Annotated in this window: 23 protein-coding genes; 12 read left to right on the top strand and 11 right to left on the bottom strand. The window is 72.0% G+C overall.

Annotation, left to right across the window (positions count from 1 at the left end):
* Positions 1-52 precede the first annotated feature (52 nt).
* Positions 53-904 (top strand): GDSL-type esterase/lipase family protein, encoded by an 852-nt coding sequence (locus KBX34_RS02505; protein WP_210923040.1) that lies wholly within the window; start codon positions 53-55, stop codon positions 902-904.
* A gap of 50 nt (positions 905-954) precedes the next feature.
* Here KBX34_RS02505 and KBX34_RS02500 read toward each other — a convergent pair whose 3' ends face one another.
* The 3 genes from KBX34_RS02500 to KBX34_RS02490 form a co-directional block, all read right to left on the bottom strand.
* Positions 955-1,710 (bottom strand): EcsC family protein, encoded by a 756-nt coding sequence (locus tag KBX34_RS02500; protein ID WP_210793135.1) that lies wholly within the window; start codon positions 1,708-1,710, stop codon positions 955-957.
* Between the two features lie 49 nt (positions 1,711-1,759).
* On the bottom strand, positions 1,760-1,906 hold the full coding sequence (locus KBX34_RS02495) for a hypothetical protein (protein WP_172861992.1): 147 nt from the start codon (positions 1,904-1,906) through the stop codon (positions 1,760-1,762).
* Between the two features lie 106 nt (positions 1,907-2,012).
* A complete protein-coding gene (locus tag KBX34_RS02490) occupies positions 2,013-2,873 on the bottom strand; it encodes a peptidase M23 (protein ID WP_210923038.1) in 861 nt (286 codons plus the stop codon).
* Between the two features lie 419 nt (positions 2,874-3,292).
* Between KBX34_RS02490 and KBX34_RS02485 the strand changes: the two genes are divergently transcribed.
* From KBX34_RS02485 to KBX34_RS02470, 4 genes are all read left to right on the top strand, one after another.
* Positions 3,293-4,213 carry a proteasome assembly chaperone family protein gene (locus KBX34_RS02485; RefSeq protein WP_088947280.1) on the top strand — a complete coding sequence of 307 codons (921 nt, stop codon included), beginning with the start codon at positions 3,293-3,295 and terminating at the stop codon, positions 4,211-4,213.
* 37 nt (positions 4,214-4,250) lie between these two features.
* On the top strand, positions 4,251-5,048 hold the full coding sequence (locus KBX34_RS02480; RefSeq protein ID WP_088951605.1) for an exodeoxyribonuclease III: 798 nt from the start codon (positions 4,251-4,253) through the stop codon (positions 5,046-5,048).
* Between the two features lie 17 nt (positions 5,049-5,065).
* Positions 5,066-5,383: an antibiotic biosynthesis monooxygenase gene (locus KBX34_RS02475; protein ID WP_088947279.1), complete on the top strand. Its 318-nt coding sequence runs from the start codon at positions 5,066-5,068 to the stop codon at positions 5,381-5,383.
* Positions 5,384-5,560: 177 nt separating this feature from the next.
* On the top strand, positions 5,561-6,436 hold the full coding sequence (locus tag KBX34_RS02470) for an alpha/beta fold hydrolase (protein ID WP_210923036.1): 876 nt from the start codon (positions 5,561-5,563) through the stop codon (positions 6,434-6,436).
* Positions 6,437-6,517: 81 nt separating this feature from the next.
* Here KBX34_RS02470 and KBX34_RS02465 read toward each other — a convergent pair whose 3' ends face one another.
* Complete coding sequence (locus tag KBX34_RS02465; protein WP_307871312.1) at positions 6,518-7,183, bottom strand: class F sortase; 666 nt, start codon at positions 7,181-7,183, stop codon at positions 6,518-6,520.
* Between the two features lie 271 nt (positions 7,184-7,454).
* Positions 7,455-8,084, bottom strand: coding sequence for a hypothetical protein (locus KBX34_RS02460; RefSeq protein ID WP_210923163.1), 630 nt, complete (start codon positions 8,082-8,084; stop codon positions 7,455-7,457).
* Between the two features lie 130 nt (positions 8,085-8,214).
* Between KBX34_RS02460 and trmB the strand changes: the two genes are divergently transcribed.
* Positions 8,215-8,922, top strand: a complete 708-nt coding sequence (gene trmB / locus KBX34_RS02455; protein ID WP_099852034.1) for a tRNA (guanosine(46)-N7)-methyltransferase TrmB — start codon at positions 8,215-8,217, stop codon at positions 8,920-8,922.
* Between the two features lie 103 nt (positions 8,923-9,025).
* Positions 9,026-11,539: an RNA helicase gene (locus tag KBX34_RS02450; protein ID WP_099852032.1), complete on the top strand. Its 2,514-nt coding sequence runs from the start codon at positions 9,026-9,028 to the stop codon at positions 11,537-11,539.
* A 9-nt stretch (positions 11,540-11,548) separates the two neighbouring features.
* On the opposite strand, the gene KBX34_RS02445 is transcribed toward KBX34_RS02450, so the two are convergent.
* Positions 11,549-12,268 (bottom strand): MBL fold metallo-hydrolase, encoded by a 720-nt coding sequence (locus KBX34_RS02445; RefSeq protein ID WP_088947273.1) that lies wholly within the window; start codon positions 12,266-12,268, stop codon positions 11,549-11,551.
* 112 nt (positions 12,269-12,380) lie between these two features.
* Here KBX34_RS02445 and KBX34_RS02440 point away from each other — a divergent pair, with 112 nt between their 5' ends.
* From KBX34_RS02440 to KBX34_RS02430, 3 genes are all read left to right on the top strand, one after another.
* Complete coding sequence (locus tag KBX34_RS02440) at positions 12,381-12,959, top strand: TetR/AcrR family transcriptional regulator (RefSeq protein ID WP_210923030.1); 579 nt, start codon at positions 12,381-12,383, stop codon at positions 12,957-12,959.
* 125 nt (positions 12,960-13,084) lie between these two features.
* Positions 13,085-13,729, top strand: coding sequence for a hypothetical protein (locus KBX34_RS02435; protein ID WP_088947271.1), 645 nt, complete (start codon positions 13,085-13,087; stop codon positions 13,727-13,729).
* 84 nt (positions 13,730-13,813) lie between these two features.
* Entirely contained in the window at positions 13,814-14,836 is a 1,023-nt protein-coding gene (locus tag KBX34_RS02430; protein ID WP_210923021.1) for a hypothetical protein, read from the top strand.
* A 240-nt stretch (positions 14,837-15,076) separates the two neighbouring features.
* Here KBX34_RS02430 and KBX34_RS02425 read toward each other — a convergent pair whose 3' ends face one another.
* The 4 genes from KBX34_RS02425 to KBX34_RS02410 are packed head-to-tail and all read right to left on the bottom strand — an operon-like array spanning position 15,077 to position 19,137.
* Positions 15,077-16,024, bottom strand: coding sequence for an ABC transporter substrate-binding protein (locus KBX34_RS02425; RefSeq protein ID WP_210923019.1), 948 nt, complete (start codon positions 16,022-16,024; stop codon positions 15,077-15,079).
* A complete protein-coding gene (locus KBX34_RS02420; RefSeq protein ID WP_210923017.1) occupies positions 16,024-16,965 on the bottom strand; it encodes an ABC transporter ATP-binding protein in 942 nt (313 codons plus the stop codon). Before KBX34_RS02420 ends, KBX34_RS02425 begins: the two co-directional genes overlap by 1 nt.
* A gap of 19 nt (positions 16,966-16,984) precedes the next feature.
* Positions 16,985-18,094: an iron ABC transporter permease gene (locus KBX34_RS02415; protein ID WP_307871311.1), complete on the bottom strand. Its 1,110-nt coding sequence runs from the start codon at positions 18,092-18,094 to the stop codon at positions 16,985-16,987.
* Positions 18,091-19,137 (bottom strand): iron ABC transporter permease, encoded by a 1,047-nt coding sequence (locus KBX34_RS02410; RefSeq protein ID WP_210923015.1) that lies wholly within the window; start codon positions 19,135-19,137, stop codon positions 18,091-18,093. The genes KBX34_RS02415 and KBX34_RS02410 overlap by 4 nt, the downstream gene beginning before the upstream one ends.
* 141 nt (positions 19,138-19,278) lie before the next feature.
* Here KBX34_RS02410 and KBX34_RS02405 point away from each other — a divergent pair, with 141 nt between their 5' ends.
* Positions 19,279-19,638 (top strand): YciI family protein, encoded by a 360-nt coding sequence (locus KBX34_RS02405; protein ID WP_210793698.1) that lies wholly within the window; start codon positions 19,279-19,281, stop codon positions 19,636-19,638.
* 1 nt (position 19,639) lies between these two features.
* On the opposite strand, the gene KBX34_RS02400 is transcribed toward KBX34_RS02405, so the two are convergent.
* On the bottom strand, positions 19,640-20,008 hold the full coding sequence (locus tag KBX34_RS02400; protein ID WP_210923014.1) for a cytidine deaminase: 369 nt from the start codon (positions 20,006-20,008) through the stop codon (positions 19,640-19,642).
* Between the two features lie 122 nt (positions 20,009-20,130).
* Here KBX34_RS02400 and hrpA point away from each other — a divergent pair, with 122 nt between their 5' ends.
* Positions 20,131-24,201 carry an ATP-dependent RNA helicase HrpA gene (gene hrpA / locus KBX34_RS02395; RefSeq protein WP_210923013.1) on the top strand — a complete coding sequence of 1,357 codons (4,071 nt, stop codon included), beginning with the start codon at positions 20,131-20,133 and terminating at the stop codon, positions 24,199-24,201.
* Positions 24,202-24,224: the final 23 nt, after the last annotated feature.

Below are 24,224 nucleotides of genomic sequence, written 5' to 3'. Positions count from 1 at the left end.
TCCTACGCATAGAGTTACCGCGCTGTCGCTCTGTGCTGTGGGAGGGGACGTCATGCCTCGACGGGGGGTCACCGCCCTGGCCTGTCTCGCGGCGCTGGTGGCGCTGGCCTGCGAGGGCGGCACCTCCGCGACACCACGCCCCACCAGGAGCGCACCGCCGTCGAGCGGCCCGGGCGGCATCGCCGCACTCGGAGACTCGATCACCACGGGCTTCGCCTCCTGCCTCGTGCTCACCTCATGCGAGCGCAACTCCTGGTCGACGGGGGACGGCCTGCGGGTGGAGAGCCACTACCGGCGACTGCTGGAACAGAATTCGGCGATCCGCGACCGGACGTACAACCACGCCCGTCCCGGCGCCCGCGCGGACGCGCTGGAGGGTCAGGCCCAGGCAGCGGTACGCGACCGCGCCGACTACGTCACAGTGCTGATCGGCGCCAACGACGTCTGCCGGGGCGGGGTGGACGCGATGACCCCGGTGGCGCAGTTCCGGGCCGACGTCGACCGGGGCCTACGGGTGCTGCGGACCGGCCGACCGAAGGCCCGGGTGCTGGTGGTGAGCATCCCCGACCTGTACCGGCTCTGGGAGGTCGGGCACGACGACGCCCGGGCCGTACGGGCGTGGAGGCGGGGCATCTGCCCGTCCCTGCTGGCCGAGGCGACCTCGACCGCGCCCGCCGACCGGGCGCGCCGGGCCGCCGTCCGGAACCGGATCAACGCGTACAACGCCGAGTTGGTGGCGGCCTGCCGGGCGTACGGCTCCCGCTGCCGGCACGACGGTGGAGCGGTGCACAAGGTCCGATTCACTCTGGACCTGCTCAACCCGCTGGACTGGTTCCACCCCAACGCCACCGGCCAGGGCCGGCTCGCCGAGGTCACCTGGCGCTCGTCCGGCCTGGCCAACTGACCAGGCTGGCCGGCTGACCAGGCTGGCCGGCTGACCAGGCTGGCCCGCGGTCAGTGGCGGCGGGGCTCCGGGACGGCGACGCCGCGGGAGCGGTACAGGGCCCGGGATCGCTGCGCCAGGTCCTTCGTGGCGGACGAGTTGGCCCAGGTGCCGAGGACGATGGCCGCACCTGGGATGATCTTGGCGACCATCCGCTTGGCGGCCCGAACGCCGGCCATCTGGGCCAGCCGGACGCCGAGTTGCAGCATGACCCGGCCGAGCGGGCGCCGGCCGCCGGAGCCGAAGAGCGCGTCGGCGCGTTCCCGACCGGCGGCCACACCGAGGGCCAGCCGGGCGCTCTCGGCGACCTTGTGCACGCGCTGGAGCACCAGCAGGTCGGTGGCCCGGTCGCCGTGCAGCGGGTCGACGTCGTACGCGGCGGCAATGTGCAGCACCATCCGCGCCTGGGTCCAGGCCAGGACGCCCACGTCGATCACGGCCCCGGGCAGCCCCGCCGCTCCGGAGACGGCGCCGGACAGCCGGGCCAGGTTGACGAACTTGCGGGCCGCCTGGTCGGCAAGGACGTCGGCCGACACGCCGGGCTGTTCTGCTCGGGCCCGGACGGCCCACTGCGCGGCCTCCGGCCCGAGCCGGCGCACCGCCTCAAGGGCCAGGTGCTCCGGGGCGTACTGCGGATCGTCGCGCATCCGGTCCCAGAGACGGGCCGGCGGACCCTCGGGGGCGTCCACCGGCCCGGTCGGCAGGCCGACGGACGGCTGGGGGGCAGGGGCGGCAGGTTGGCCGCCGACGGATGGGGTGTCGGTCACCGGGTCTCCCGAGGGGTGGGAAAGGCGGACAGGGCGGCCGATGGAGCGGTCAGCGGCGGCGGTTGGAGAACCGAGCCGCCAGCCCCTTGAGCTTCTGCTGGTTGCCCGGCTTGGCCATCTCCCGACGGCCTCGCTCCACCAGCTGCTGCCCCTTCGGCGATCTCAGGAACATGGTGATTCGCTGCATCAGTGACATGGCGTCCTCCTGTCGATGGTCCCGCTGTCATGTGTACCCCTAACCCGCAACACATGTACCCAGGATGCGACAGCCTCAACCCTCACCGTCCACAGTGGGCGGTAGGTTACCGCCCCGTCGGCACGATGGCGTCGACGACCCGGGTGGCCCGCCACTCGTGCTGCTGGTAGTGCTCGGGGTACGCGGAGACCTGCACCGCCTGAGCGGCGTCGGTGAGCCGCATCCGCTGCCAGCCGGGCACCTGTTCCAGCGCGGCGAGGAACTGCCGGGTGGCGAACTCGGGGTCCATCAGCCGACCCACCGGGCCCCAACCGCTGCTCGAACGCTGCTGGAACAACCCGACCGAGTCGTGGTCCCAGCCGACGCCCTGGTGCGGGTAGTCCTGCGACTCGGGCAGCACGCCGCTGGCCACGTTGTAGAGGTTGCTCTCCTGCATGGCGGTGGCCACCGCGATCACCAGCCCACGCCGGGGCACCCCCATCTTGCGGCCGGCACGGACGATCGCCTCCGCGTTCTCCATCTGGTCCTCGTCCAGCCCGGCGACGGGTGCCGGGTCGGTCGGGCGAGCCGGGGCGGCCTTCCGGGCCGGCGCGCTGGTGTCCGGGTCGGCGGGGGTCGCCGCGGTGGACGGAACAGCGGCGGAGGTGCTCGGGGCAGCCACCCGGTCGAGGCCACGGGACGCACTCTGCTGCTCGGCGCGCTGCGCCAACTCGGAGTTGGAGATCGCCCCCTCCCGCGTCGCCGCGTCGGCGGACTCGTCGCGGACCTGTGCGACGGCGGCCAGGCCGAGGCAGCACAACACGCCCGTCGCCAGCGCCACCTGCGCCCGGCGTCGACCGGTCAGGTCCCGGGCGTACGCCCGGAGCCGACTCGCGGTGGTTGTCCGTTCGGTTGAGGTGCCATCCTCCGTATCGGCAGTGGGGGTACTCGGGGCATACGGGTCGTCGAGGGTGCCGTCGTCACGCATCAACCGAGGCTAGGCAGGGGAAAACCCTGATCACGCACGGTGATCACGTGGCGCTTCCCACACATTCGGCCCGTCCTGGTGGACGACCTGGGCGGCTCGACCTGCCCGGGGAACGTACCTCGCGTACCGGACCAACCAGGCGGCGCACGCAGTCTGGCTCGGCCCGTCACAGGCCGGGACATCCGACCGCGCCACCCGACATGATCGACAAACTCGGCCTTTGGGCCGAACCGGGCTCGTCCGATCGGTCGACCGGACTCGCCTGGCGGCGTAAACAGGTGATTAGTCCGATCGCTCCCACCCCCCGGGCGGCGGATCGCCCGAAGCAGGAATGCGCCAGGATGGCGGGTACGTTGCCCGAACGGGTGCCCTCCGTCGCGTCGGCACTCCGCAGGCACATTTCAGGGAGGTCCGCACCGGTGCTCGACCCACATGAGCTCTATCAGCTCACCGACGATCTGCCCGACCTCGGGCAACCGGTCCTCATCCAGGCCCTCACCGGGTTCGTGGACGCCGGCAACGCCAGCCGGCTGGCGCGCGAGCAGCTGCTCACCTCGCTGGAGGGTCGGCCGATCGCCACCTTCGACGTCGACCAGCTCTTCGACTACCGGTCCCGACGACCGGTGATGACCTTCGTCGAGGACCACTGGGAGAGCATCGACGCTCCCAAGCTGGAGCTGCACCTGCTGCACGATGACGACGAAACGCCGTTCCTGCTGCTCACCGGCCCCGAGCCGGACCTGCAGTGGGAGCGGTTCGTGGCCGCCGTCGCGGGCCTCGCCGCCCGGTTGGACGTCCGGCTCACCGTCGGGCTCAACTCGATCCCGATGGCGGTGCCGCACACCCGGCCGACCGGCGTGACCGCGCACGCCACCCGCCCCGAGCTGATCGCCGGCTACGAGCCCTGGCTGCAACGCGTCCAGGTGCCCGGCAGCGTCGGCCACCTGCTGGAGTTCCGGCTCGGCCAGCAGGGCCGGGACGCGCTTGGCTTCGCCGCCCACGTGCCGCACTACGTGGCGCAGACCGAGTACCCGGCCGCCGCCGAGGTGTTGCTCACCTCGGTGTCCCGCAGCACCGGTCTGCTGCTGCCCGGTGACGGGCTGCGCTCGGCCGCCGAGGTGGTCCGGGTGGAGATCGACCGGCAGGTCGCCCAGACCGACGACGCCGCCGCCCTGGTCCAGGCCCTGGAGGAGCAGTACGACGCGTTCGCCCGGGGTCGGGGCGAGAAGAACCTGCTCGCCCAGGACGCCGGACCGCTGCCCACTGCCGACGAACTCGGCGCTGAACTGGAGCGGTTCCTGGCCGAACAGACCCGTCCCGGCGACACCCCGGGTAGCTGACCGGGCGTCGCGGGGGCGAATGCGGCAGGCTGGGGGCATGCGCCTGGCGACCTGGAACGTCAACTCGGTGAAGGCCCGCCTGCCCCGACTGCTGGAGTGGCTGGCCGACACCGGCCCCGACGTCGTCTGCCTACAGGAAACCAAGTGCCCGGACGGCGCCTTCCCCGCACCCGAGGTGGGCGAGCTCGGCTACACCGTGGCCAGCCACAGCGACGGCCGGTGGAACGGGGTCGCCATCCTGTCCCGGGTCGGGCTCGACGACGTCCGGGTCGGGTTCGCCGGTGAGCCCGGCTTTCCCGACCCGGAGGCCCGGGCCATCTCCGCCACGTGCGACGGAGTACGGGTCTGGTCGGTGTACGTGCCCAACGGCCGGACGCCGGACGACCCGCACTACGCGTACAAGTTGGCCTGGTTCGCGGCACTGCGCGACGCGCTGGCCGCGGAGCTGGCCGGCGGGCTCCCGCTGGCGGTCTGCGGAGACTTCAACGTCGCCCCGACCGACGCCGACGTCTGGGACCCGGCGGTCTTCACCCACTCCACGCACGTCACCCCGGCCGAGCGGGCGGCCCTCGCCGCGCTGCGTGACCTCGGCCTCAGCGATGTCGTGCCCACCCCGATGAAGGGGCCACACCCCTTCACCTACTGGGACTACCGGGCCGGGATGTTCCACCAGAACAAGGGCATGAGAATCGACCTGGTGTACGCGTCCGCACCGTTCGCACGAGCGGTCCGCTCGGCGTACGTGGACCGGGAGGCCCGCAAGGGCAAGGGCCCGTCGGACCACGCGCCGATCGTGGTCGACGCGGACCTGGTCCCGGTGGTCGAGGCGTTCTGAGTGGCTAGGGTGGGCAGATGGCAGTCGTGAAGATCAACGCAATCGAGGTCCCACCCGGCGGCGGCGCGGAGTTGGAGAAGCGGTTCGCCGCCCGAGCCGGCGCGGTGGAGAACTCCCCCGGTTTCCTCGGCTTCGAGCTGCTCCGGCCGGTCGCCGGCGAGACCCGCTACTTCGTCTACACCCGGTGGGAGACCGAGGAGGCCTATCAGGCCTGGGCCGCCGGCCCGTCCCGCGCCGCCCACGCCGCCGCGCCCGGCGAGAAGCCACGTCCCCCGGTCGCGACCGGCGCCAGCCTCCTGGAGTTCGAGGTGGCCCTGCACGTCCCGCAGCCCTAGGCGGCACGCCCTCAGCGTCGGGGATCACCCGCCGGAGCCAGTGGCAGGAATCCGTTCGAGTCGGACTTTACCGCTGATAACGTCGAAGCGGCCCAAGCGGTAGCCGGCCATCGGTCGCCCTGTCCTGACGAGCCGTAGGCACGGGTGGTCCCACGAGGTTGCGGGGGAATTCCGGCCATGTTCGAGGGATTCGACGAGTTCGACGTCGACACGACCGGCGCGACGATCCACGGACGTCGCGGCGGGAGTGGGCCTCCGGTCCTGCTGCTGCACGGCATCCCCGAGACGCATCTCATGTGGCATCGGATCGCGCCACGGCTCGCCGAGAACTTCACCGTCGTCGTCACCGACCTGCGCGGCTGGGGCGACAGCGGCACCCCGCCGAGCACCGCGGATTACGAGCCGTACGGCATGCGAGCCATCGCCCGCGACCAGATCGAGGTGATGCGGAGTCTCGGTTACGAGCAGTTCCGGCTCGTCGGCCACGATCGCGGGGCCCGCTGCGCGTACCGTCTCGCGCTGGACGAGCCGGACGCCGTCACGCGGCTGGCGGTCATGGACGTCGTTCCCATCGGAGATGTCTACAACCGCGCCGACAAGGCGTTCAGCCTCTCCTACTGGGTCTGGTCCTTCCTGGCGGCACCGGCGCCAGTGCCCGAGCAGTTCATCGACGCGGCGCCCGACGTGCTCGTCGACTTCATGCTCGACACCTGGCCCGAGGTGAAGGACTCCTTCCCGGCCGAGGTGCGGGCGGCGTACGTCAGGCAGTTCAGCGATCCCGCCCGGGTCCACGCGATCTGCGAGGAGTTCCGCGCGGCCGCGACGCTGGACTACCAGCAGGACGAGGCGGACCGCGGAAACCGCAAGATCGCCTGCCCGGTGCTGTTTCTCTGGAGCCAACGCGGTCAGGTCGCGAAACTCTACGACGATCCGCTCGCGATCTGGCGGGAGTGGGCCGACGACGTACGAGGCGAGCCCGTCCCGGTCGGGCACTTCATCCCGGAGGAGGCCCCCGAGGAGACCACGCGCCAACTCCTGGACTTCCTGCGCTGAGCCTCGGGCACGCCAGTCGGGCGAACCGCGGTCCGCGGCGGACGGGCGGGCGTCGGCGCGCGACAGAAGGGCGTCGTCGGATCAGGCCTTGCGGGAGGACTGCAGAGTGGCGAAGGCGATGACGTTGTCGGCGTAGCCGGTGCGTCCGCCGATGAACTGCCCGCCGCAGGTGATCAGCCGCAGGCCGGGGGGCCCGTCGTGACCGTAGATCCGTTCGGCGGGCAGTTGGTCCTTCGGGAAGTGCTCGACGGTGTCGACCCGGAACACGACCACCGACTCGTCCGCCCGGGCCACCTCGATCAGGTCGCCGGGGTGCAATTTGCCCAGGTCGTAGAAGACCGACGGGCCGGTCTTGGTGTCCACGTGCCCGACGATCACCGCCGGGCCGGACTCGCCGGGTGTGGGCCCGCGGTCGTACCAGCCGGTCTCGTTGTGGCGTTCCAGAGGCGGTACGGCGATCGAGCCGTCCCGTGCCTGCCCGACGGGTGCCACCGGCGCGGCCACCTTGATCGCCGGGACCGTCAGGCGCACCGGGCGGCTGGCCGCCAACCCGACCGACTCACTGCGGGCCGGCTGGTCGCCGCCGGCCGGGGCGAAGTCGAACGGGCCGACCGAGCGGCCCAGCCCTGCCCCGGTTGCGAAGACCCCGGCCAGCACCAGCACCACGGCCAGCGGCACGGACCAGGGGCTACGACCGGGAGGACGGCTGCGCCGAGGCGTGACGGCGGTCGGCGGGCGAGCGGCCACCGCCGGGCGGTCGACAACCAGCGGGCGGTCGTCCCGCGGTAGGCGGTCGTCCTCCGGCCACGGGTCGTCCAGCGGTAGGCGATCGTCTTCCGGCCAGCGATCGTCCCGCGAGCGGCGAGCACCGGGCGACGGACGCGCACCCGGGGACGGACCGGCACCGGGAGACGGGCGCGGACCGGGAGACGGGCGCGGACCGGACGGCGAGCCGGAAGCGCCGGGCTGGCGGGGACCGGCCGGCGGCGACGGGGGGCGGAAGATCGCCATGGCAGGCTCAGCGCCGCGTAGCGCCGTGGACCGGGCGCGGCCGGCGCAGCGCCGTCACGGCGAGGATCAGGCCCGTGATGGTCAGCGCCGCGCCGCCGGGCAGCAGCAGCTTGCCGGTCATCCCGCCGGCGCCCCCGCCGAAGCCGGTGGCCGGGCCGCGACTGGGCTGGGACGGCACCTTCTTGACCACCTGGAGCATGGTCGAGGCAGTTTCGCCGTCGCGGCACTCCAACTTGACCCGGTAGTTGCCGGGGCGAGTGCGATCGCGCACCATCGGCGCGGCGGTCAGCACCCCGCGCTGCGGCTGCACGCCGACCGCGCCGAAGGCGTCGGAGACGACTGTCGCGCCCACCGAGTTGTCCCGACAACTGGCGCGGATGCCGACCAGGTAGCCGGGCTGCACAGTGCTGGGGCTCACCTCGACGAAGATGTCCACCGGCGATGGCTGGGACGTGCCACCCGGCGGGCCTTCGGGCTGCGGCGCGGGAGCGGCGAGCACCCGAGCAACGGGCCCAGGAGCGGCGAGCATCGAGGCGACCGGTGCCGGAGCGGCGAGCGCGGGAGCGGCGGCCAGCAGGGGCCCGACGAGCACGGCCAGCACCGACAGGGTCACGCCGCCACGGGTCACTGTCACGATGCCCCCTCTCGACGCCGCGCGGCCGTGTCGGGCAGCGGAGCACCCGACCTGCCGTACCAGTTGGATCCTCTCATTTCCGGTCGCACATCACACCCGATCCGTCGACAGCGTCGCGTACGCTCGGGTCGCTGTGACCGCCACCGACCATGACCCCGCCGTCCCGCCCACGAGCCGGACGATCCGCACGTTCCACCCCCGTCGGGGTCGGATGAGCGACCGGCAGACCGATGCGCTGGGCCGGCTCTGGCCCGCGTACGGCCTGGATGTGCCGGACGGACCGGTCGTGCCCGTCGACCTGGCCGACCTGTTCGGTCGCCGGGCGCCGGTGGTGCTGGAGATCGGCTCGGGCATGGGCGACAGCACCGCCGCGATGGCTGCCGCCGACCCGGATCGAGATTATCTGGCGGTCGAGGTGCACACGCCGGGAATCGCCAACCTGCTCGACCTGGTGGAGCGCGGTGGCCTACGCAACGTACGGGTGGCGGAGGGCGACGCGTTGTCCCTGGTCAAGGGCTTGCCCGAGGGCGTGCTGGACGCCGTGCACATCTTCTTTCCCGACCCGTGGCCGAAGACCCGCCACCACAAGCGGCGGATCATCCAGCCGGCGCACGTGGCGCTGCTGCGGTCCCGGCTGCGGCCCGGCGGCACGCTGCACTGCGCGACCGACTGGGCCGAGTACGCCGAGTCGATGCGGGAGACCCTGGAGGCGGACCCGGGGCTGGTGGACACGTACGGCGGCTTCGCGCCGCGTCCGGCACACCGGCCGGTGACGAAGTTCGAGCGGCGGGCGATCACGGCCGGCCGGCCGGTCGCCGACCTGATCTACCGCCGACGGTGACGCGCCGGCCCGGACCGGCGGCCCGGACCCGCCGCCCCGGACGGGGGTCCGGCGGACACCGGGTTGGCGTAGCGGGGCATGATCCAGGCACCATGGACAGGCTATGACGCTCACCGCCGCGCTTCCGAGAAGCGCCGACCCCGACACCCTCTTCGACGCATTCGCCGGTTGGGCGAAGGAGCGCGGCCTCGACCTCTACCCCCATCAGGAGGAGGCGGTCATCGAGATCGTCTCCGGCGCCAACCTGATCATGAACACGCCGACCGGCTCAGGTAAGAGTCTGGTGGCCATCGCCGCGCACTTCGCGGCGCTCGCCGACAGCCGGACGACCTTCTACACCGCGCCGATCAAGGCGCTGGTGTCGGAGAAGTTCTTCGCGCTCTGCGAGGTCTTCGGCGCCGAGAACGTCGGCATGCTCACCGGCGACGCCAGCGTCAACGCCGATGCCCCGATCATCTGCTGCACGGCGGAGATCCTGGCGAACCTGGCGCTGCGCGAGGGTGTGAAGGCCGACGTCGGCCAGGTGGTCATGGACGAGTTCCACTTCTACGCCGAGCCCGACCGGGGTTGGGCGTGGCAGGTGCCGATCATCGAGTTGCCGCAGGCCCAGTTCATCCTGATGTCCGCCACTCTGGGGGACACCACCCGGTTCGTCGACGACCTGACGCGGCGCACCGGGCGGCCGACCGCCGTCGTGCGCTCGGCGGAGCGGCCGGTCCCGCTCATCTTCTCGTACGCGATGACGCCGCTGCACGAGACTCTTGAGGAACTGCTGGAGACCAAGCAGGCCCCGGTGTACGTGGTGCACTTCACCCAGGCCGCCGCGCTGGAACGCGCCCAGGCGCTGACCAGCGTCAACGTCTGCACCCGCGCCGAGAAGGACATGATCGCCGAGGCGATCGGCGGTTTCCGGTTCACCGCCGGCTTCGGCAAGACGCTCTCCCGGCTGGTCCGGCACGGCATCGGCGTCCACCACGCCGGCATGCTGCCGAAGTACCGCCGACTGGTGGAGACCCTCGCCCAGGCCGGCCTGCTCAAGGTCATCTGCGGCACCGACACCCTCGGCGTCGGCATCAACGTGCCGATCCGCACCGTGCTGTTCACCGGCCTGTCGAAGTACGACGGGGTCCGTACCCGGCTGCTCAAGAACCGGGAGTTCCACCAGATCGCCGGGCGTGCCGGCCGGGCCGGCTACGACACCATCGGCCGGGTCGTGGTGCAGGCCCCCGAGCACGTCATCGACAACGAGAAGGCCCTCGCCAAGGCCGGCGACGACCCGAAGAAGCGGCGCAAGGTGGTCCGCAAGAAGCCGCCCGAGGGCTCGATCGGCTGGGGCCAGCCCACCTTCGACCGGCTGGTCGACGCCGAGCCGGAGCCGCTGACCTCCAGCTTCCAGGTCAGCCACTCGATGCTGCTCAACGTCATCGGCCGGCCCGGGGACGCGTTCACCGCGATGCGGCACCTGCTCACCGACAATCACGAGGAGCCCGCCGCCCAGCGCCGGCACATCCGCCGGGCCATCGCGATCTACCGGGCGCTGCGCGCCGGTGGGGTGGTCGAGGAGCTGCCCGAGCCGGACGAGACCGGCCGGCGGATCCGGCTAACCGTCGACCTCCAGCTCGACTTCGCCCTCAACCAGCCGCTCTCGCCTCTGGCCCTGGCCACGATCGAGCTGCTCGACGCCGAGTCCCCGTCGTACGCGCTCGACGTGCTGAGCGTGGTCGAGTCCATCCTCGACGACCCCCGGCAGATCCTGTCCGCGCAGCAGTTCAAGGCCCGCGGCGAGGCGGTCGCCGCGATGAAGGCAGAGGGCATCGAGTACGAGGCCCGCCTCGAACTGCTCGACGAGGTGACCCACCCGAAGCCCCTCGCGGAGCTGCTGGAAGCCGCGTACGAGATGTACCGGCAGGGGCACCCCTGGGTCGCCGACCACCAGCTCTCCCCCAAGGCCGTCGTCCGCGACATGTACGAGCGGGCCATGACCTTCACCGAGTACGTGCAGTTCTACGGGCTGACCCGCTCGGAAGGCCTGGTCCTGCGCTACCTGGCCGACGCGTACAAGACGTTGCGGCAGACCGTGCCCGAGGACGCCAAGACCGAGGAGCTGATCGACCTCATCGAGTGGTTGGGCGAGCTGGTACGCCAGGTCGACTCCAGCCTCATCGACGAGTGGGAGCGGCTGCGCAACCCGTCGGACGTGGCCGAGGTGGCCCTGGCGCACGCCGCGCTGACCGACCGGCCTCCGGCGGTGACGCGCAACGCGCGGGCGTTCCGGGTGCTGGTGCGCAACGCGCTGTTCCGCCGCGTCGAGCTGGCCGCGCTGCGCCGCTGGGACCTGCTCGCCGAGTTGGACGCCGAGGACGGCTGGGACTATGACGCGTGGGCCGACGCGCTCGCGCCGTACTTCGAGGAGTACGACTCGATCGGCGTCGGGCCGGACGCCCGAGGGCCGGCACTGCTCATGATCGAGCAGGGCCGGGAGCGGTGGACCGTCCGGCAGAGCTTCGACGACCCCAACGGCGACCACGACTGGGGCATCAGCGCAGAGATCGACCTGGTGGCCTCCGACGAGGTCGGCGCCGCGGTCGTCCGGATCACGGACGTCGGCCAGCTCTGACGCCCGCCATCACCCGGCCTGGGCGGCAGCCTTGATCCGGCGCACCGCCTCGACGGCACCCTCGTTCCAGGGGGTGCCGTGGCCGGGGAGGATCCACGTCGCCCGCAGGTCCTCGATGCGGGCCAGCGAGGCGAGCGCCAGGGCCGGGTCGTCGGTGAACGGCGCCGGCTGCGGGCCCGACCGGCCGGTCAGCACGTGTCGGGTGGTGAGCGCGTCGCCGACGAACACGGCGTCGGCGATCGGCACGTGCACGGCGATGCTGCCCGGCGAGTGGCCGGGCATCCCGATGACGCGCGGAGCGCCGGGCAGGTCGAGCACCTGACCGTCCCGCACGGTGATCACCTCGCTGAGGTACGTCGTGCGCAGCCCACCCTTGCGGCCCGCGTACATCAGGAAGCTGGCCACGGCACCCACCTTGAAGGTCCCGAAGGGCGCCTTGGACTTGACCTCGCCGCGGGCTCGGGCGGCGTCCGCCTCGTGCACGTAGACCGGTACGCCGTGGTCGCGCCGGAGCCGCTCGGCGAAGCCGATGTGGTCGGTGTCGCCGTGGGTGAGGATCAGACCTCGGACGTCGGCGAGCGAGCGACCCATGGCGGACAACTCCGCCAGCAGCTCCGGCCAGTGACCGGAGAGGCCGGCGTCCACGACGGTCACGCCCTCGTCGGTCTCGACGAGGTACGCGGCGACGATGTCGTTGCCGATGCGGTGCAGGTGCGGCCCGAGCTTCATGACTTCCTCCGAGGTGATGTCGTTCCCTGATAGCTACGATACATAGCCATGATGCCTAAGGGCCATAGCTATGATGGGTGACGAACGTCGCCCACCCCCGGAAGGACACCGCATGCCGACTCCCGACCGGACGTCCCTCGCCGACATCGTCGCGGCCGCCCGCCAGATCCTGGAGTCCGAAGGGCTTCCGGGCCTGACCATGCAGGCGGTCGCCCAGCGGGTCGGCGTCCGCGCCCCCTCGCTGTACAAACGGGTCCGCAACCGTGACGACCTCATCCGGCTCGTCACCGAAGCAGCAGTGCACGACCTCGGCGAGCAGCTCAGCGCCGTAGCCGGCAGCGGCGATCCCGGCCGAGACCTCGCCGAGCTGGCCCACGCCTTCCGCGCGTTCGCCCACGCCCAACCCGCGGGCTACCACCTGATCTTCGCCACCGGCCCCGCAGACACCAGGCCCAGCCTCGACATCCTCACCCGGGCGAGCGCCCCCGCCCTGCGCCTCGCCGCGGAACTCGCCGGGCCCGAGCACGCCCTGTCGGCCGCGCGCATGTTCACCGCCTGGGCGAACGGCTTCATCAGCATGGAACTGGCGGGTGCCTTCAACCTTGGTGGCGACCTCGACGAGGCCTTCGCGTTCGGGATCGACCGCCTGACCGCCGCCCTGACGACCCTGGACACACCCCGCGCCGAGTGAGGGACGGCCGGCAGCGCAGGTCCTCCGGAAACCGCACATCTCCGGACCCCGGATTCGCTGGGCGATGTCAGACCCGTCGATTAGAATGTATGTACTAATCGAGTTCCTGACCTGGGAGGACGCTCGTGACAGTGCCCGCCTCCACGCCCCTCACCCCCTACGCCACACTGCTCGGTTTCACCCGCTACGTCGACCGCACCGGCCCCACCAAGGCGACCTTCGTGGGCGGGCTGCGCAAGCAGCGCGCCAGCAGGTCCGGCTTCAACCCGCACGGCCAGTTCGTCAAGGCGCTCAAGGCCGACATCGCCTTCCACACCGGGGGCACGCACCTGACCGGCGTGGTCGACGTGGTCAAGCCACGCTGGCGCCCGCTCTACCAGGCGCTCGTCCCCGGCGCCACGGCCTGGCTGCACTCCCTCGGCGATCCGGCAGCCGTCGACCTCGCCCAGACCCGTGATGCCCTGGCGATGCTGGGTGACCTACCGGTCAAGATCAACCCCCACTTCGGCGTACGCCACGCCGACGGCCGCGCCGAAGCGGTCCGGCTGCACTTCGACGAGGCCCCACCGAGTGAGGAATCGGTGCTCGCCACCCTGCACCTGATGGCCCGACACATGGACGCGGTTCTCCCCCACGCAGAGCCGATCCTGGTCGACATCCGTCGCGGCCAGGCCCACCGCATGCCCAGCGACGCCAAGCCCGACCAGATCGAGCGCTGGCTGTCCGGCGAAGCCGCCGCCTTCCGCGCCATCTGGTCCACCGCCGCCTAAACCCCGCCCCGCCCTCACCACACCCTTCAACCCCCCAACCCGCCCGCCGCGCTCTATCCGCCCAAGATCCGCGCAACTTCGGGGATGCTGCTGTCTCACGTCGTGAGGAGGCAGCAAGAACAGCGAAGTTGCGCGGATCTTGGTGTTCAGGACCTGGTCGGGGGTTATCCACAGGGGCTGCAGGCGCACACCTCTGCCGGTCAAGGTGTCGTCATGCCTGTTTCCCCACGACGGCCTGCGAGCCTCCAGGGGCGCGTCTTTCGCGGCTCCCGCGTCGTTGCCCAAGGCCTGCTCACCCGAACGGAGCTGCGCAGCAGGGCATGGCGCCCACTGTTCCGCGACGTCTATGCGGATGCCCAACTGGAGGTCACCCATCGCACTCGTTGCGCCGCCGCGGTGCGCTGGGTGCTGCCACCGGGTGTGGTGATCGCTGGTCGCAGTGCGGCGGCGCTCTACGGCGCGGCATCGGTTGCCGACCACGAGCCCCTCGACGTGCTCGTGCCCGCCGCTCAGCGGTTCGGTCCCGTCTCGGGGCTCGTCGTGCACGCCAGCGAGATCGCAGCGACCGACGTCGCGATACGTCAAGGCATTCCGCTGACCACACCGACTCGCACATGTTGGGACCTGGCCCAGTGGCTGCCGACCGAGGAGGCTGTCGCCATCGTGGACCGCCTCGCCAGCCACCGGCTGGTGGTGATCCCTGAGCTTCGCGCAGGCTCCCGGTCGAGAGCCGGCAACCGAGGCTGGAGACGGATGATGCGGGTAGCTGAGCTGGCCGACGCCGGCGCCGAATCAGCCCCGGAGTCACGGCTGCGGGTGCGGATCGTGCTCGCCGGGGTGCAGACACCCGTGACCCAGTTCGTCGTCGAGCGAGACGGCAGGTTCGTGGCCCGCCTCGATCTTGCGTGGCCACATCTCAAGGTTGCCGTCGAGTACGACGGCTTGTGGCACGACGATCCCGAGCAGTTCCACCGGGACCGCCGCCGCCTCAACCGCCTTCTCGGCGAGGACTGGATCGTCCTGCACATCACCGCGAAACGGTTCCGCGAGGACTTCGACGGCTTCCTCGCCGAACTCCGTCAAGCCCTCCGGTCCCGCTCCCGCTGACCCGCCCCAGAACCAGGCCCCTACCCACACCCCACGCCCACACCCACACCCACACCCACAGCCAAGATCCGCGCAGTTTCAGGGATCTTGCTGTCTCACCAGCTCGTGAGGCAGCACTTTCACCGAAGTTGCGCGGATCTTGGGGTGGGCGCGCGCGACGCGCGGGGCTTGCTGTGCGCGACGCGCGGGCTTGCGACGCGCGGAGCGCGGGGCTTGCGGTGCGCGGGCGCTGAGGGGTTGTCAGGCGGCCGGGAGGTACTTGGTCAGGTCGTCGAGGATCTTGTTGGCGGCACCGACGCCGATGCCCGTCATCCAGACCTCGTCGGAGACGGGGTACGCCTTGCCGGCCTTGACGGCGTTGAGGCCCTTCCAGAGGGTCCCGCCCGCCACCTTGGTCTGCTCGGCGGCGGCCTTGTCGCCGTACGCGGTCACGAAGATGACGTCACCGTCGACCTCGTTGACCCGCTCGGGGCTGACCAGGTCGAAGCGCTTGTCCTCCTTGTTGGCGAGCAACTGCCGCTCGGGGCGGCCCAGACCGGTGTCGCCGATGACGATGCCGGAGAACGAGTCCGGGCCGTACACCCGGATGTTGCCGGGCAGGAAGCGCACGATCGACACCTTGCGGTAGGCGGCGTCGCCGAGGGTCGCACCGAAGTCCTTGGCCCGCTTCTCGTACGCGCCGAGCAGGTCCTTCGCCTGCTGCTCGCGGCCGAGCGCCTTGCCGTCCAGGAGGAAGTTCTCCTTCCAGGTGATGCCCACCTTGTCGGTGAACACGGTCGGCGCGATGGCGGCCAGCTCGTCGTAGAACTTCTCCTGGCGGAACTTGCTGCCGAGGATGAGGTCCGGCTTCAGGGCGTTGATGGCCTCCAGGTCGGGTTCGGTGAGCACCCCGACCTCCTTGATGCCGGCGAGCTTGTCCGCGCCGAAGTAGGTCGGCCAGCTCTTGGCTTCGCCGGCCGTGGCGGCGCCGACGGGCGTGACGCCCAGCGAGAGCGCGGTGTCGATCTTGTCGGTGTCGAGCACGACGACGCGCTTGGGCTCGGCCGGGACCTTGGTGGTGCCCATGGCGTGGGTGATCTCCCGGGTCTCCCCGGTGGTGGAGCCGGCGACCGGGTCGCTCTCACCGCAGGCGGTGAGTCCGACGCCGAGGGCGACGGCCGCGGCGAGAGCGGCGACGAGACGACGCATCAGAGTCCTTTCGAAGGGTGCGAACCGGCGAGCGGGGTGGCCGCGTCGCCGGTGGTGGGTCGGGCGTCCGGTACGGACGCCGTCGACGAATCAGGGTCTCCCGCACCAGCGGACGCGGACCCGGCGGAACCGGCACCGCCAGCGGACGCGGACCCGACGGAGTTGCCGCCGGTGTACGCGGGCACCACCAGCGGCGCGCCGGTCACCGGGCAGGGCACGACCACGCAGGCCAGCCCGAAGACGTCGCGGACCAGGTCGGCGGTGAGGATCTCGCGGGGCGGCCCGGCGGCCACCACGGCGCCGGCGCGCATCGCGACCAGGTGGTCGGCGTAGCGGGCGGCCTGGTTCAGGTCGTGCAGCACGGCGACCACGGTGCGGCCCCGCTCGACGCGTAGCCGGTGCAGGAGGTCGAGCACCTCCACCTGGTGGGCCAGGTCGAGGAAGGTGGTCGGCTCGTCCAGCAGCAGGGCGTCGGTGTCCTGGGCGAGCGTCATGGCGATCCACACCCGCTGCCGCTGACCGCCGGAGAGGCTGTCCACCGGCCGGTCGGCCAGGTCGGTCACGTCGGCCAGGGTCATCGCCTGGTCGACGGCCGCGCCGTCCTCCGGCGACCACTGCCGCCACCAACGCTGGTAGGGCTGCCGGCCGCGCCCGACCAGGTCAGCCACTGTGACGCCCTCGGGCACCAGTGGGCTCTGCGGCAGGACGCCGAGGCGGCGGGCCACCTCCCGGGTCGGCAGCTCGCGGATCGCGGTGCCGTCCAGCAGCACCGTGCCCCGACGCGGGGTGAGCAGCCGGGCCATGGTGCGCAGCAGGGTGGACTTGCCGCACGCGTTCGGGCCAACGATCACGGTGAACGCGTCGGTGGGCAGGTCCAGGTCGAGCCCGTCGAGCACGGTCCGCTCGTCGTAGCCGGCGACCAGGTCGCGGGTGGAGAGCATCACACGACTCCTTGAGGCGTCACGACGACCGCCGCCGTCCGCGCAGCAGCAGGAAGATCAGGTACGGGCCGCCGATGGCGGCGGTCAGCACACCGGCGGGTAGTTGGGTGGGTGCGAGCAGACGTCGGCCGGCCAGGTCGGCCAGCACCAGCAGCAGCGCGCCGAGGAGCGCGGCGCAGACCAGCGGTGGCCGTTCGGCGCGTACCAGTCGACGGGCCACCTGGGGTGCGACCAGCGCGACGAAGTCGACGGCGCCGACCTGGGCGGTGACCATCGCGGCGACGAGGACGCCCGTGCCGGCAAGGCCGATCCGGCGGGCCACCGGGCGAAGCCCGACGCCGCGGGCGGTGTCGTCGTCCAGGGCGGTGCTGTTCAGCGCCCAGCCGGCCCAGGCCAGCACCGGCAGCAGCACCAGCAGGGTGCCGGCTATCCAGGCCGCCTCGGTCCAGCCCTTGCCGGCCAGGGTGCCGATCAGCCAGATCTGCGCGCGGAGGCCGTCGATCGGGTCGGCGGTGAGCATGACCACCTCGGTGAGCGCCCGGAAGCCGAAGGCGACCGCCACACCGGCGAGCACGAACCGCTGCGCGGCCAGCCCGTGCCGGGCACCGAGGGCGAACAGCAGCACCGCCGCGAGCAGCCCGCCCACCAGCGCGGTGGGTGCCACCAGCACCGCGGCCATGCCGCTGGTCAGGGCCACCGTCGCGGCGAGACCGGCGCCCTGGGTGATGCCGATGACGTCCGGGCTGGCGAGCGGGTTGCGGGCCACGCTCTGGATCAGGGTGCCGGCGATGCCGAAGGCCGCGCCGGCCGTCGCCGCCAGCACGACCCGCGGCAACCGAAGATCAAAGACCACGAGGTCGTACGGGGTGCCGGCGCCGGAGAGGGCGCGCAGCACGTCGGCCGGGGCGACGTACGGAGTGCCCAGCGAGAGGCTGAGCACGACGGCCAGCAGGAGCAGCACGGTCAGCACGGCGGCCACCAGCACCGCCCGGCGGCGGATGACCAGGCTGACCGGGCCGATCCGCAGCAGCGACCGACCGGGCAGTCGGGCAGAGCCACCCCCGGGTGACGCGGCGGGTGACAGGCCGGCCTGGGCGGGCGGACCCGCGGGGCGCTGGGTGGTGGTCACGCGGTCACCACCCGGGCGCGGCGGACCAGAACGGCCAGCAGCGGCGCTCCGATCAGCGCGGTGACGATCCCGGCCGGTATCTCGCCCGGTGGGGCGACGATCCGGCCGACGATGTCGGCACCGAGCAGCAGCGCGGGCCCGAGCAGGGCGGAGACGGCAAGGGTCCAGCGGTGGTCCGCGCCGACCAGGGCGCGGGCCAGGTGCGGCACGGCCAACCCGACGAAGGCGACCGGCCCGGCTGCGGCCACCGCCGCGCCGGTCAGCAGCACGGCGGCGAGCCCACCGCCGAGGCGGACCAGGCCGATGCGGTGGCCGAGGCCCCGGGCCACGTCGTCGCCGAGGGCCAGCGCGTCCAGACCTCGGGCGACCAGGGTGGCAAGCACCAGCCCGGCGAGGACGAAGGGCAGCACCTGCGCGGCGACCGAGAGGTCCCGGCCGGCCAGGCCGCCGACCACCCAGAACCGGTACTCCTCGAAGGTGCGGGCGTCGATGCTGAGCAGCGCGTACACCCCGGAGGCCAGGCTGGCGTCGAGGGCCGCGCCGACCAGCGCGAGGGTGACCGGGCTGGCGCCCTCGCGGGCCCGGGTGGCGATGGCGAAGACCAGCAGCCCGGCGATGAGTGCCCCGGCGATGCCGAACCAGACGTACCCGGCGAGCGTGCTGATGCCGAAGACGGAGATGGCGAGCACCACGCCGAACGACGCGCCGGCGCTGATGCCGAGGATGCGGGGCTCGGCGAGGGGGTTGCGGGTGAGCGCCTGGAACAACACGCCAGCCACCGCGAGGGCGAGCCCGACGGTGAGGCCGAGGGCGGTGCGGGGCATCCGCAGCTCGCGGACGATCGTGCTGGCGTCGCCGCCATCCGGTGCGACGAGAGCGTGCCAGACCTGGTCGATGCCGAGTTGCCGGCTGCCGAGCGCGAAGCTGGCCAGTACGGCGAGCAGCAGCACCAGCGCAGACCCGACGGTGACGGCCACCCGGCGGCCGGTGCGGGTGCCGGACCGGCTGGGGGCCTGGGTCGGCCGGGTGACGAGGGTGGTCACGAGTCTCCTGCACGTTCACGCTTAGGTTCGCCTTACCTTAGCCGCTCAGGTGGGGGCCGCCTAACTGGCGCTTATCGATCCGCGACCCGCTGAGCAGGGCAGACGCCCGCGCGACGGGGGCCGCGCACCTAGGGTGGGCTCATGCGATTCGACCAGCACACGGTCGTCCTCCTGGCCCGACCGTCACACCCGCCGGAGCTGCCGCAGGACGCGATCGACCGGTTGCAGGACGCGCACCTGGCCCACCAGGCGGGGCTCGTGGAGCAGGGGCTGGTGCTCGCGACCGGGCCCTTCCTGGAAACCGACGACGACCAGCTGCGGGGCTTCGTCGTGCTCTCCATCGCCCCGGAGGAGGCGCGTGACCTCTACGCCAACGACCCGGCCGTGCGGGCCGGACGGCTGGACGTGCGGGTGATGAGCTGGATGGTGCCGGAAGGCAACGTGCGGTTCGAGGGCGTGCCGATCCCCCGGTCGATGCTGGAGGCGGCGGCGGGCGACTGACTCAGCCGGGCAGCGAACCGATCTCGACCACCCGCAGGGCGTCCAGCTCTCCGGTGATCACGCGCAGCGCCGGAAAGTAGTCGGCCAGCACCTGCCGGCAGTCGCTGCACGGCTCGTTGACGTCGCGGCCCCGGTCGGCGACCGTGACGATCGTCTCCAGCTCGGTGACGCCCTGCGTGGCGGCCGTGCCGATCACCACGAGTTCGGCGCAGGACCCGCCGGTGGCGTGGTGGACGTTCACGCCCGTGAAGACCCGCCCGTCGGCGGTCCGGGCGGCCGACGCGACGGTGTGGTGCTGGCTGCGGCAGCGCAGCTTGGCGACCGCGGTGGCGGCCTGCACCAACGCACGGTCGGTGTCCCGCAGCTCCATCTCGGCCCCCCTGCGCTCGACGTCGAGCGCCCACTCTAGGTGCCGCACACGGACGTCCACGGACCGGCCGCGCGGTAACCCAGGGGCGGTACGCCGCCGGGCTGCCTATCCTTGGGCACGACATGCAGAATCCAACCGCCTCCGTCGCGACCGACCCGGTTCGCGAGCTGTACAGCCGCCTGACCCCTCTGATGTTCCGCGACCAGCGCCGGCTCCAGCGGCGGCTGGACGGTGCCCGAAAGCTGCGCGACCCGCAGCGCCGGGAGGCGGCGCTGGCCGAGATCACCGCCGACCTGGTCCGGGCCGAGCAACGGCTCGCCAACCGCCGAGCGGCGGTGCCCGTGATCACGTACCCGGCGGGGTTGCCGGTCAGCGAGCGCAAGGACGACATCGCCGCCGCCATCCGTGATCACCAGGTGGTGATCGTGGCGGGCGAGACCGGCTCCGGCAAGACCACCCAGATCCCCAAGATCTGCCTGGAGCTGGGGCGCGGGGTGCACGGCCTGATCGGGCACACCCAGCCCCGACGGTTGGCAGCCCGCACGGTGGCCGACCGGATCGCCGACGAGCTGGGCACCGAGCTGGGTGACGTGGTCGGCTACAAGGTGCGCTTCACCGACCAGGTCAGCGAGCGCAGCCTGGTCAAGCTGATGACCGACGGCATCCTGCTGGCCGAGTTGCAGACCGACCGGATGCTGCGCCAGTACGACACGTTGATCATCGACGAGGCGCACGAGCGCAGCCTCAACATCGACTTCATCCTCGGGTACCTGCGGGAGCTGCTGCCCCGCCGACCCGACCTCAAGGTGATCATCACCTCGGCGACCATCGAGACCGACCGGTTCGCCCGGCACTTCGCGGGGCCACCAACGGCCGACGAGCCGCAGGGCGTGCCCGCGCCGGTGGTCGAGGTCTCCGGGCGTACCTATCCGGTGGAGGTGCGCTACCGGCCACTCGTCGAACTCGCCGAGGGCGAGGAGGACGGCGACGGCGACGAGGAGAACGTCCGCGACCAGATCCAGGCGATCGGCGACGCAGTCGAGGAGCTGGCCGCCGAGGGCCCCGGTGACATCCTGGTCTTCCTCAGCGGTGAGCGGGAGATCCGGGACACCGCCGACGCGCTGGGCAAGCTTGTGCAGAAGAAGCGCCCGCTGCTCGGCACCGAGATCCTGCCGCTGTACGCCCGGCTCTCCTCCGCCGAGCAGCACCGCGTCTTCGCCGCGCACAGTTCACGCCGGGTGGTGCTCGCCACCAACGTCGCGGAGACCTCGCTGACCGTGCCCGGCATCAAGTACGTGGTGGACCCGGGCACCGCCCGCATCTCCCGCTACTCCAGTCGCCTGAAGGTGCAGCGACTGCCGATCGAGCCGGTCTCCCAGGCGTCGGCCAACCAGCGCAAGGGCCGCTGCGGCCGCACCTCGGACGGCATCTGCATCCGCCTCTACGACGAGCAGGACTTCGGATCCCGTCCCGAGTTCACCGACCCGGAGATCCTGCGCACCAACCTGGCGTCGGTCATCCTCCAGATGACGGCGATCGGGCTCGGCGACCTCGCCGCGTTCCCGTTCATCGACCCACCGGACAAGCGCAACATCACCGACGGCGTCAACCTGCTGCACGAGCTGGGCGCGTTGGACCCGACCGAGGCGGACCCGGCGAAGCGCCTCACCGCGCTGGGCCGGCGCCTGGCCCAGTTGCCGGTCGACCCGCGCCTGGCTCGGATGGTGGTCGAGGGCGAACGCAACGGTTGCGCCACCGAGGTGTTGGTGATCGCCGCCGCGCTCTCCATCCAGGACCCGCGCGAGCGGCCGGCGGAGAAGCAGGCCCAGGCCGACCAGGCGCACGCCCGGTTCGCCGACAAGGAGTCCGACTTCGTCGCCTACCTCAACCTGTGGCGCTACCTGCGCGAGCAGCAGCGGGAGCTGTCCTCCAGCGCGTTCCGCCGGATGTGCAAGGCGGAATACCTGAACTACCTGCGGATCCGCGAGTGGCAGGACATCGTCAGCCAACTGCGTCAGGTCCTGCGTACCCCGTCCGAGGGCGACCGGCGCGGCGGGCGGCCGGCCCGCGACACCGCCGACGGCGCGGACGCCGGCCGGGGTGAGAGCCGCCGGGGTGGCGCGGACCTGCCGGAGGAGATCGACACCCCGAAGGTGCACCAGTCGCTGCTGCCCGGCCTGCTGTCGCACATCGGGCTCAAGGACGCCCAGAAGCACGAGTACCTGGGTGCGCGGGGGGCGAAGTTCGCGCTCTTCCCCGGCTCGGCGCTGTTCAAGAAGCCGCCGCGCTGGGTGATGGCAGCCGAACTGGTGGAGACGTCCCGGCTGTGGGGCCGCATCGCCGGCCGGGTCGAGCCGGAGTGGGTCGAGCCGCTGGCGCAGCACCTGGTCAAGCGCAGCTACAGCGAGCCGCACTGGGAGAAGAAGCAGGCCGCGGTGATGGCCTACGAGAAGGTCACCCTGTACGGCGTCCCGCTGGTCAGCTCGCGCACTGTGAACTTCGGGCGGATCGACCCGACGCTGAGCCGGGAGCTGTTCATCCGACACGCCCTCGTCGAGGGCGACTGGCAGACCCACCACCAGTTCTGGGCGGACAACAAGCGGCTGCTCGCCGAGATCGAGGAGCTGGAGAGCCGGGCCCGTCGTCGGGACATCCTGGTCGACGACGAGACCATCTTCGGCTTCTACGACCAGCGGATCCCGGCCGACGTGTCCTCCGGGCGGCACTTCGACAGCTGGTGGAAGAAGACCCGCCGGGAGCAACCCGACCTGCTCACCTTCACCCGTGACCTGCTGATCAACGACGGCCGGCCGGGGGTGGACGAGGACGACTACCCGGACGAGTGGCAGACCCAGGGGGTGACGCTGCCGCTGACGTACCGCTTCGAGCCGGGCACGCCGACCGACGGCGTCACCGTCGACATCCCGCTGCCGCTGCTCAACCAGGTGCCGGCGGAGAGCTTCGACTGGCAGGTGCCGGGGCTGCGCGAGGAGACGGTGATCGCGCTGATCCGTACGCTGCCCAAGGCGGTGCGCCGCAACTTCGTCCCGGTCCCGGACTACGCCCGCGCCGCCCTCGCTGCCATCACCCCCGGCGAGGAGCCGTTGCTGGACGCGCTCACCCGCCAGCTGCGGCGGATGACCGGCGTCACCGTCCCCCGCGACGCCTGGGAGCCGGGCAAGCTTCCCGCCCACCTGCGGGTCACTTTCCGGGTGCTCGACGCCGACGAGAAGCCGGTCGCCGAGGGCAAGGACCTGCCGGCCCTGCAACGTCAACTGCGCCAGGAGGTACGCCAGGTGGTGGCGGCCGCCGCGCCGGAGGTGGCCCGGACCGGGCTGCGCGAGTGGAGCATCGGCACGCTGCCCCGCAGCATCGAGCAGGTCCGCGCCGGCTACGCGGTCACCGCGTACCCGGCGCTGGTCGACGAGGGCGCCACGGTCGGGGTGAAGGTGTTCGACTCCCCCGCCGAGGCGGAGGCGTCGCACTGGGCTGGCACCCGCCGGCTGCTGCGGCTCACCGTGCCGTCCCCGGCGCGGTTCCTGCAGGGGCGGCTGAACAACGAGGCGAAGCTGGCGCTGAGCCGCAACCCGCACGGCGGCGTGCAGGAGCTGATCGAGGACGCGGCGGGCGCGGCCATCGACCGGCTGATCGGCGCGGCGGGTGGGCCGGCATGGGACGCCGACGGGTTCGCGGCCCTGCGCGAGAAGGTCCGCGGCGACCTAGTCGACACCGTGGTCGAGGTGATGGACCGGGTACGCAAGGTCCTCGCCGCCGCGTACGCCGTGGAGCAGCGCCTCGGCGCCACCCGCAACCTCGCCGTGGTGGCCGCGTTGGCCGACATCCGCGGCCAGCTCGCCGGGCTGGTGCACGCCGGGTTCATCACCGAGACCGGGTACGCGCGCCTGCCCGACCTGCTGCGCTACCTCACCGCCATCGAACGTCGGCTGGACCGCCTCGGTGGCAACCCGCAGCGGGACCGCCAGCAGCAGGACCGGATCGCGGCGGTGCAGAAGGAGTACGCCGACCTGCTCGCTGCCCTTCCGCCGGCTCGCCGGCAGGAGACCGCCGTCCGGCAGATCCGCTGGATGATCGAGGAGTTGCGGGTGAACGTCTTCGCCCAGGCGCTGGGCACCCCGTACCCCGTCTCGGAGCAACGGATCTACCGGGCGATGGACGACGCCGAGGGCCGCTGACCTGACCGGGCCGCTCTTGGGCC

The sequence above is a fragment of the Micromonospora sp. M61 genome (assembly GCF_018070245.1).
Classification (GTDB): domain Bacteria; phylum Actinomycetota; class Actinomycetes; order Mycobacteriales; family Micromonosporaceae; genus Micromonospora; species Micromonospora zamorensis.
Note: the sequence above shows the minus strand (reverse complement) of the source record. Positions and strands in the feature narration are given on the sequence as shown.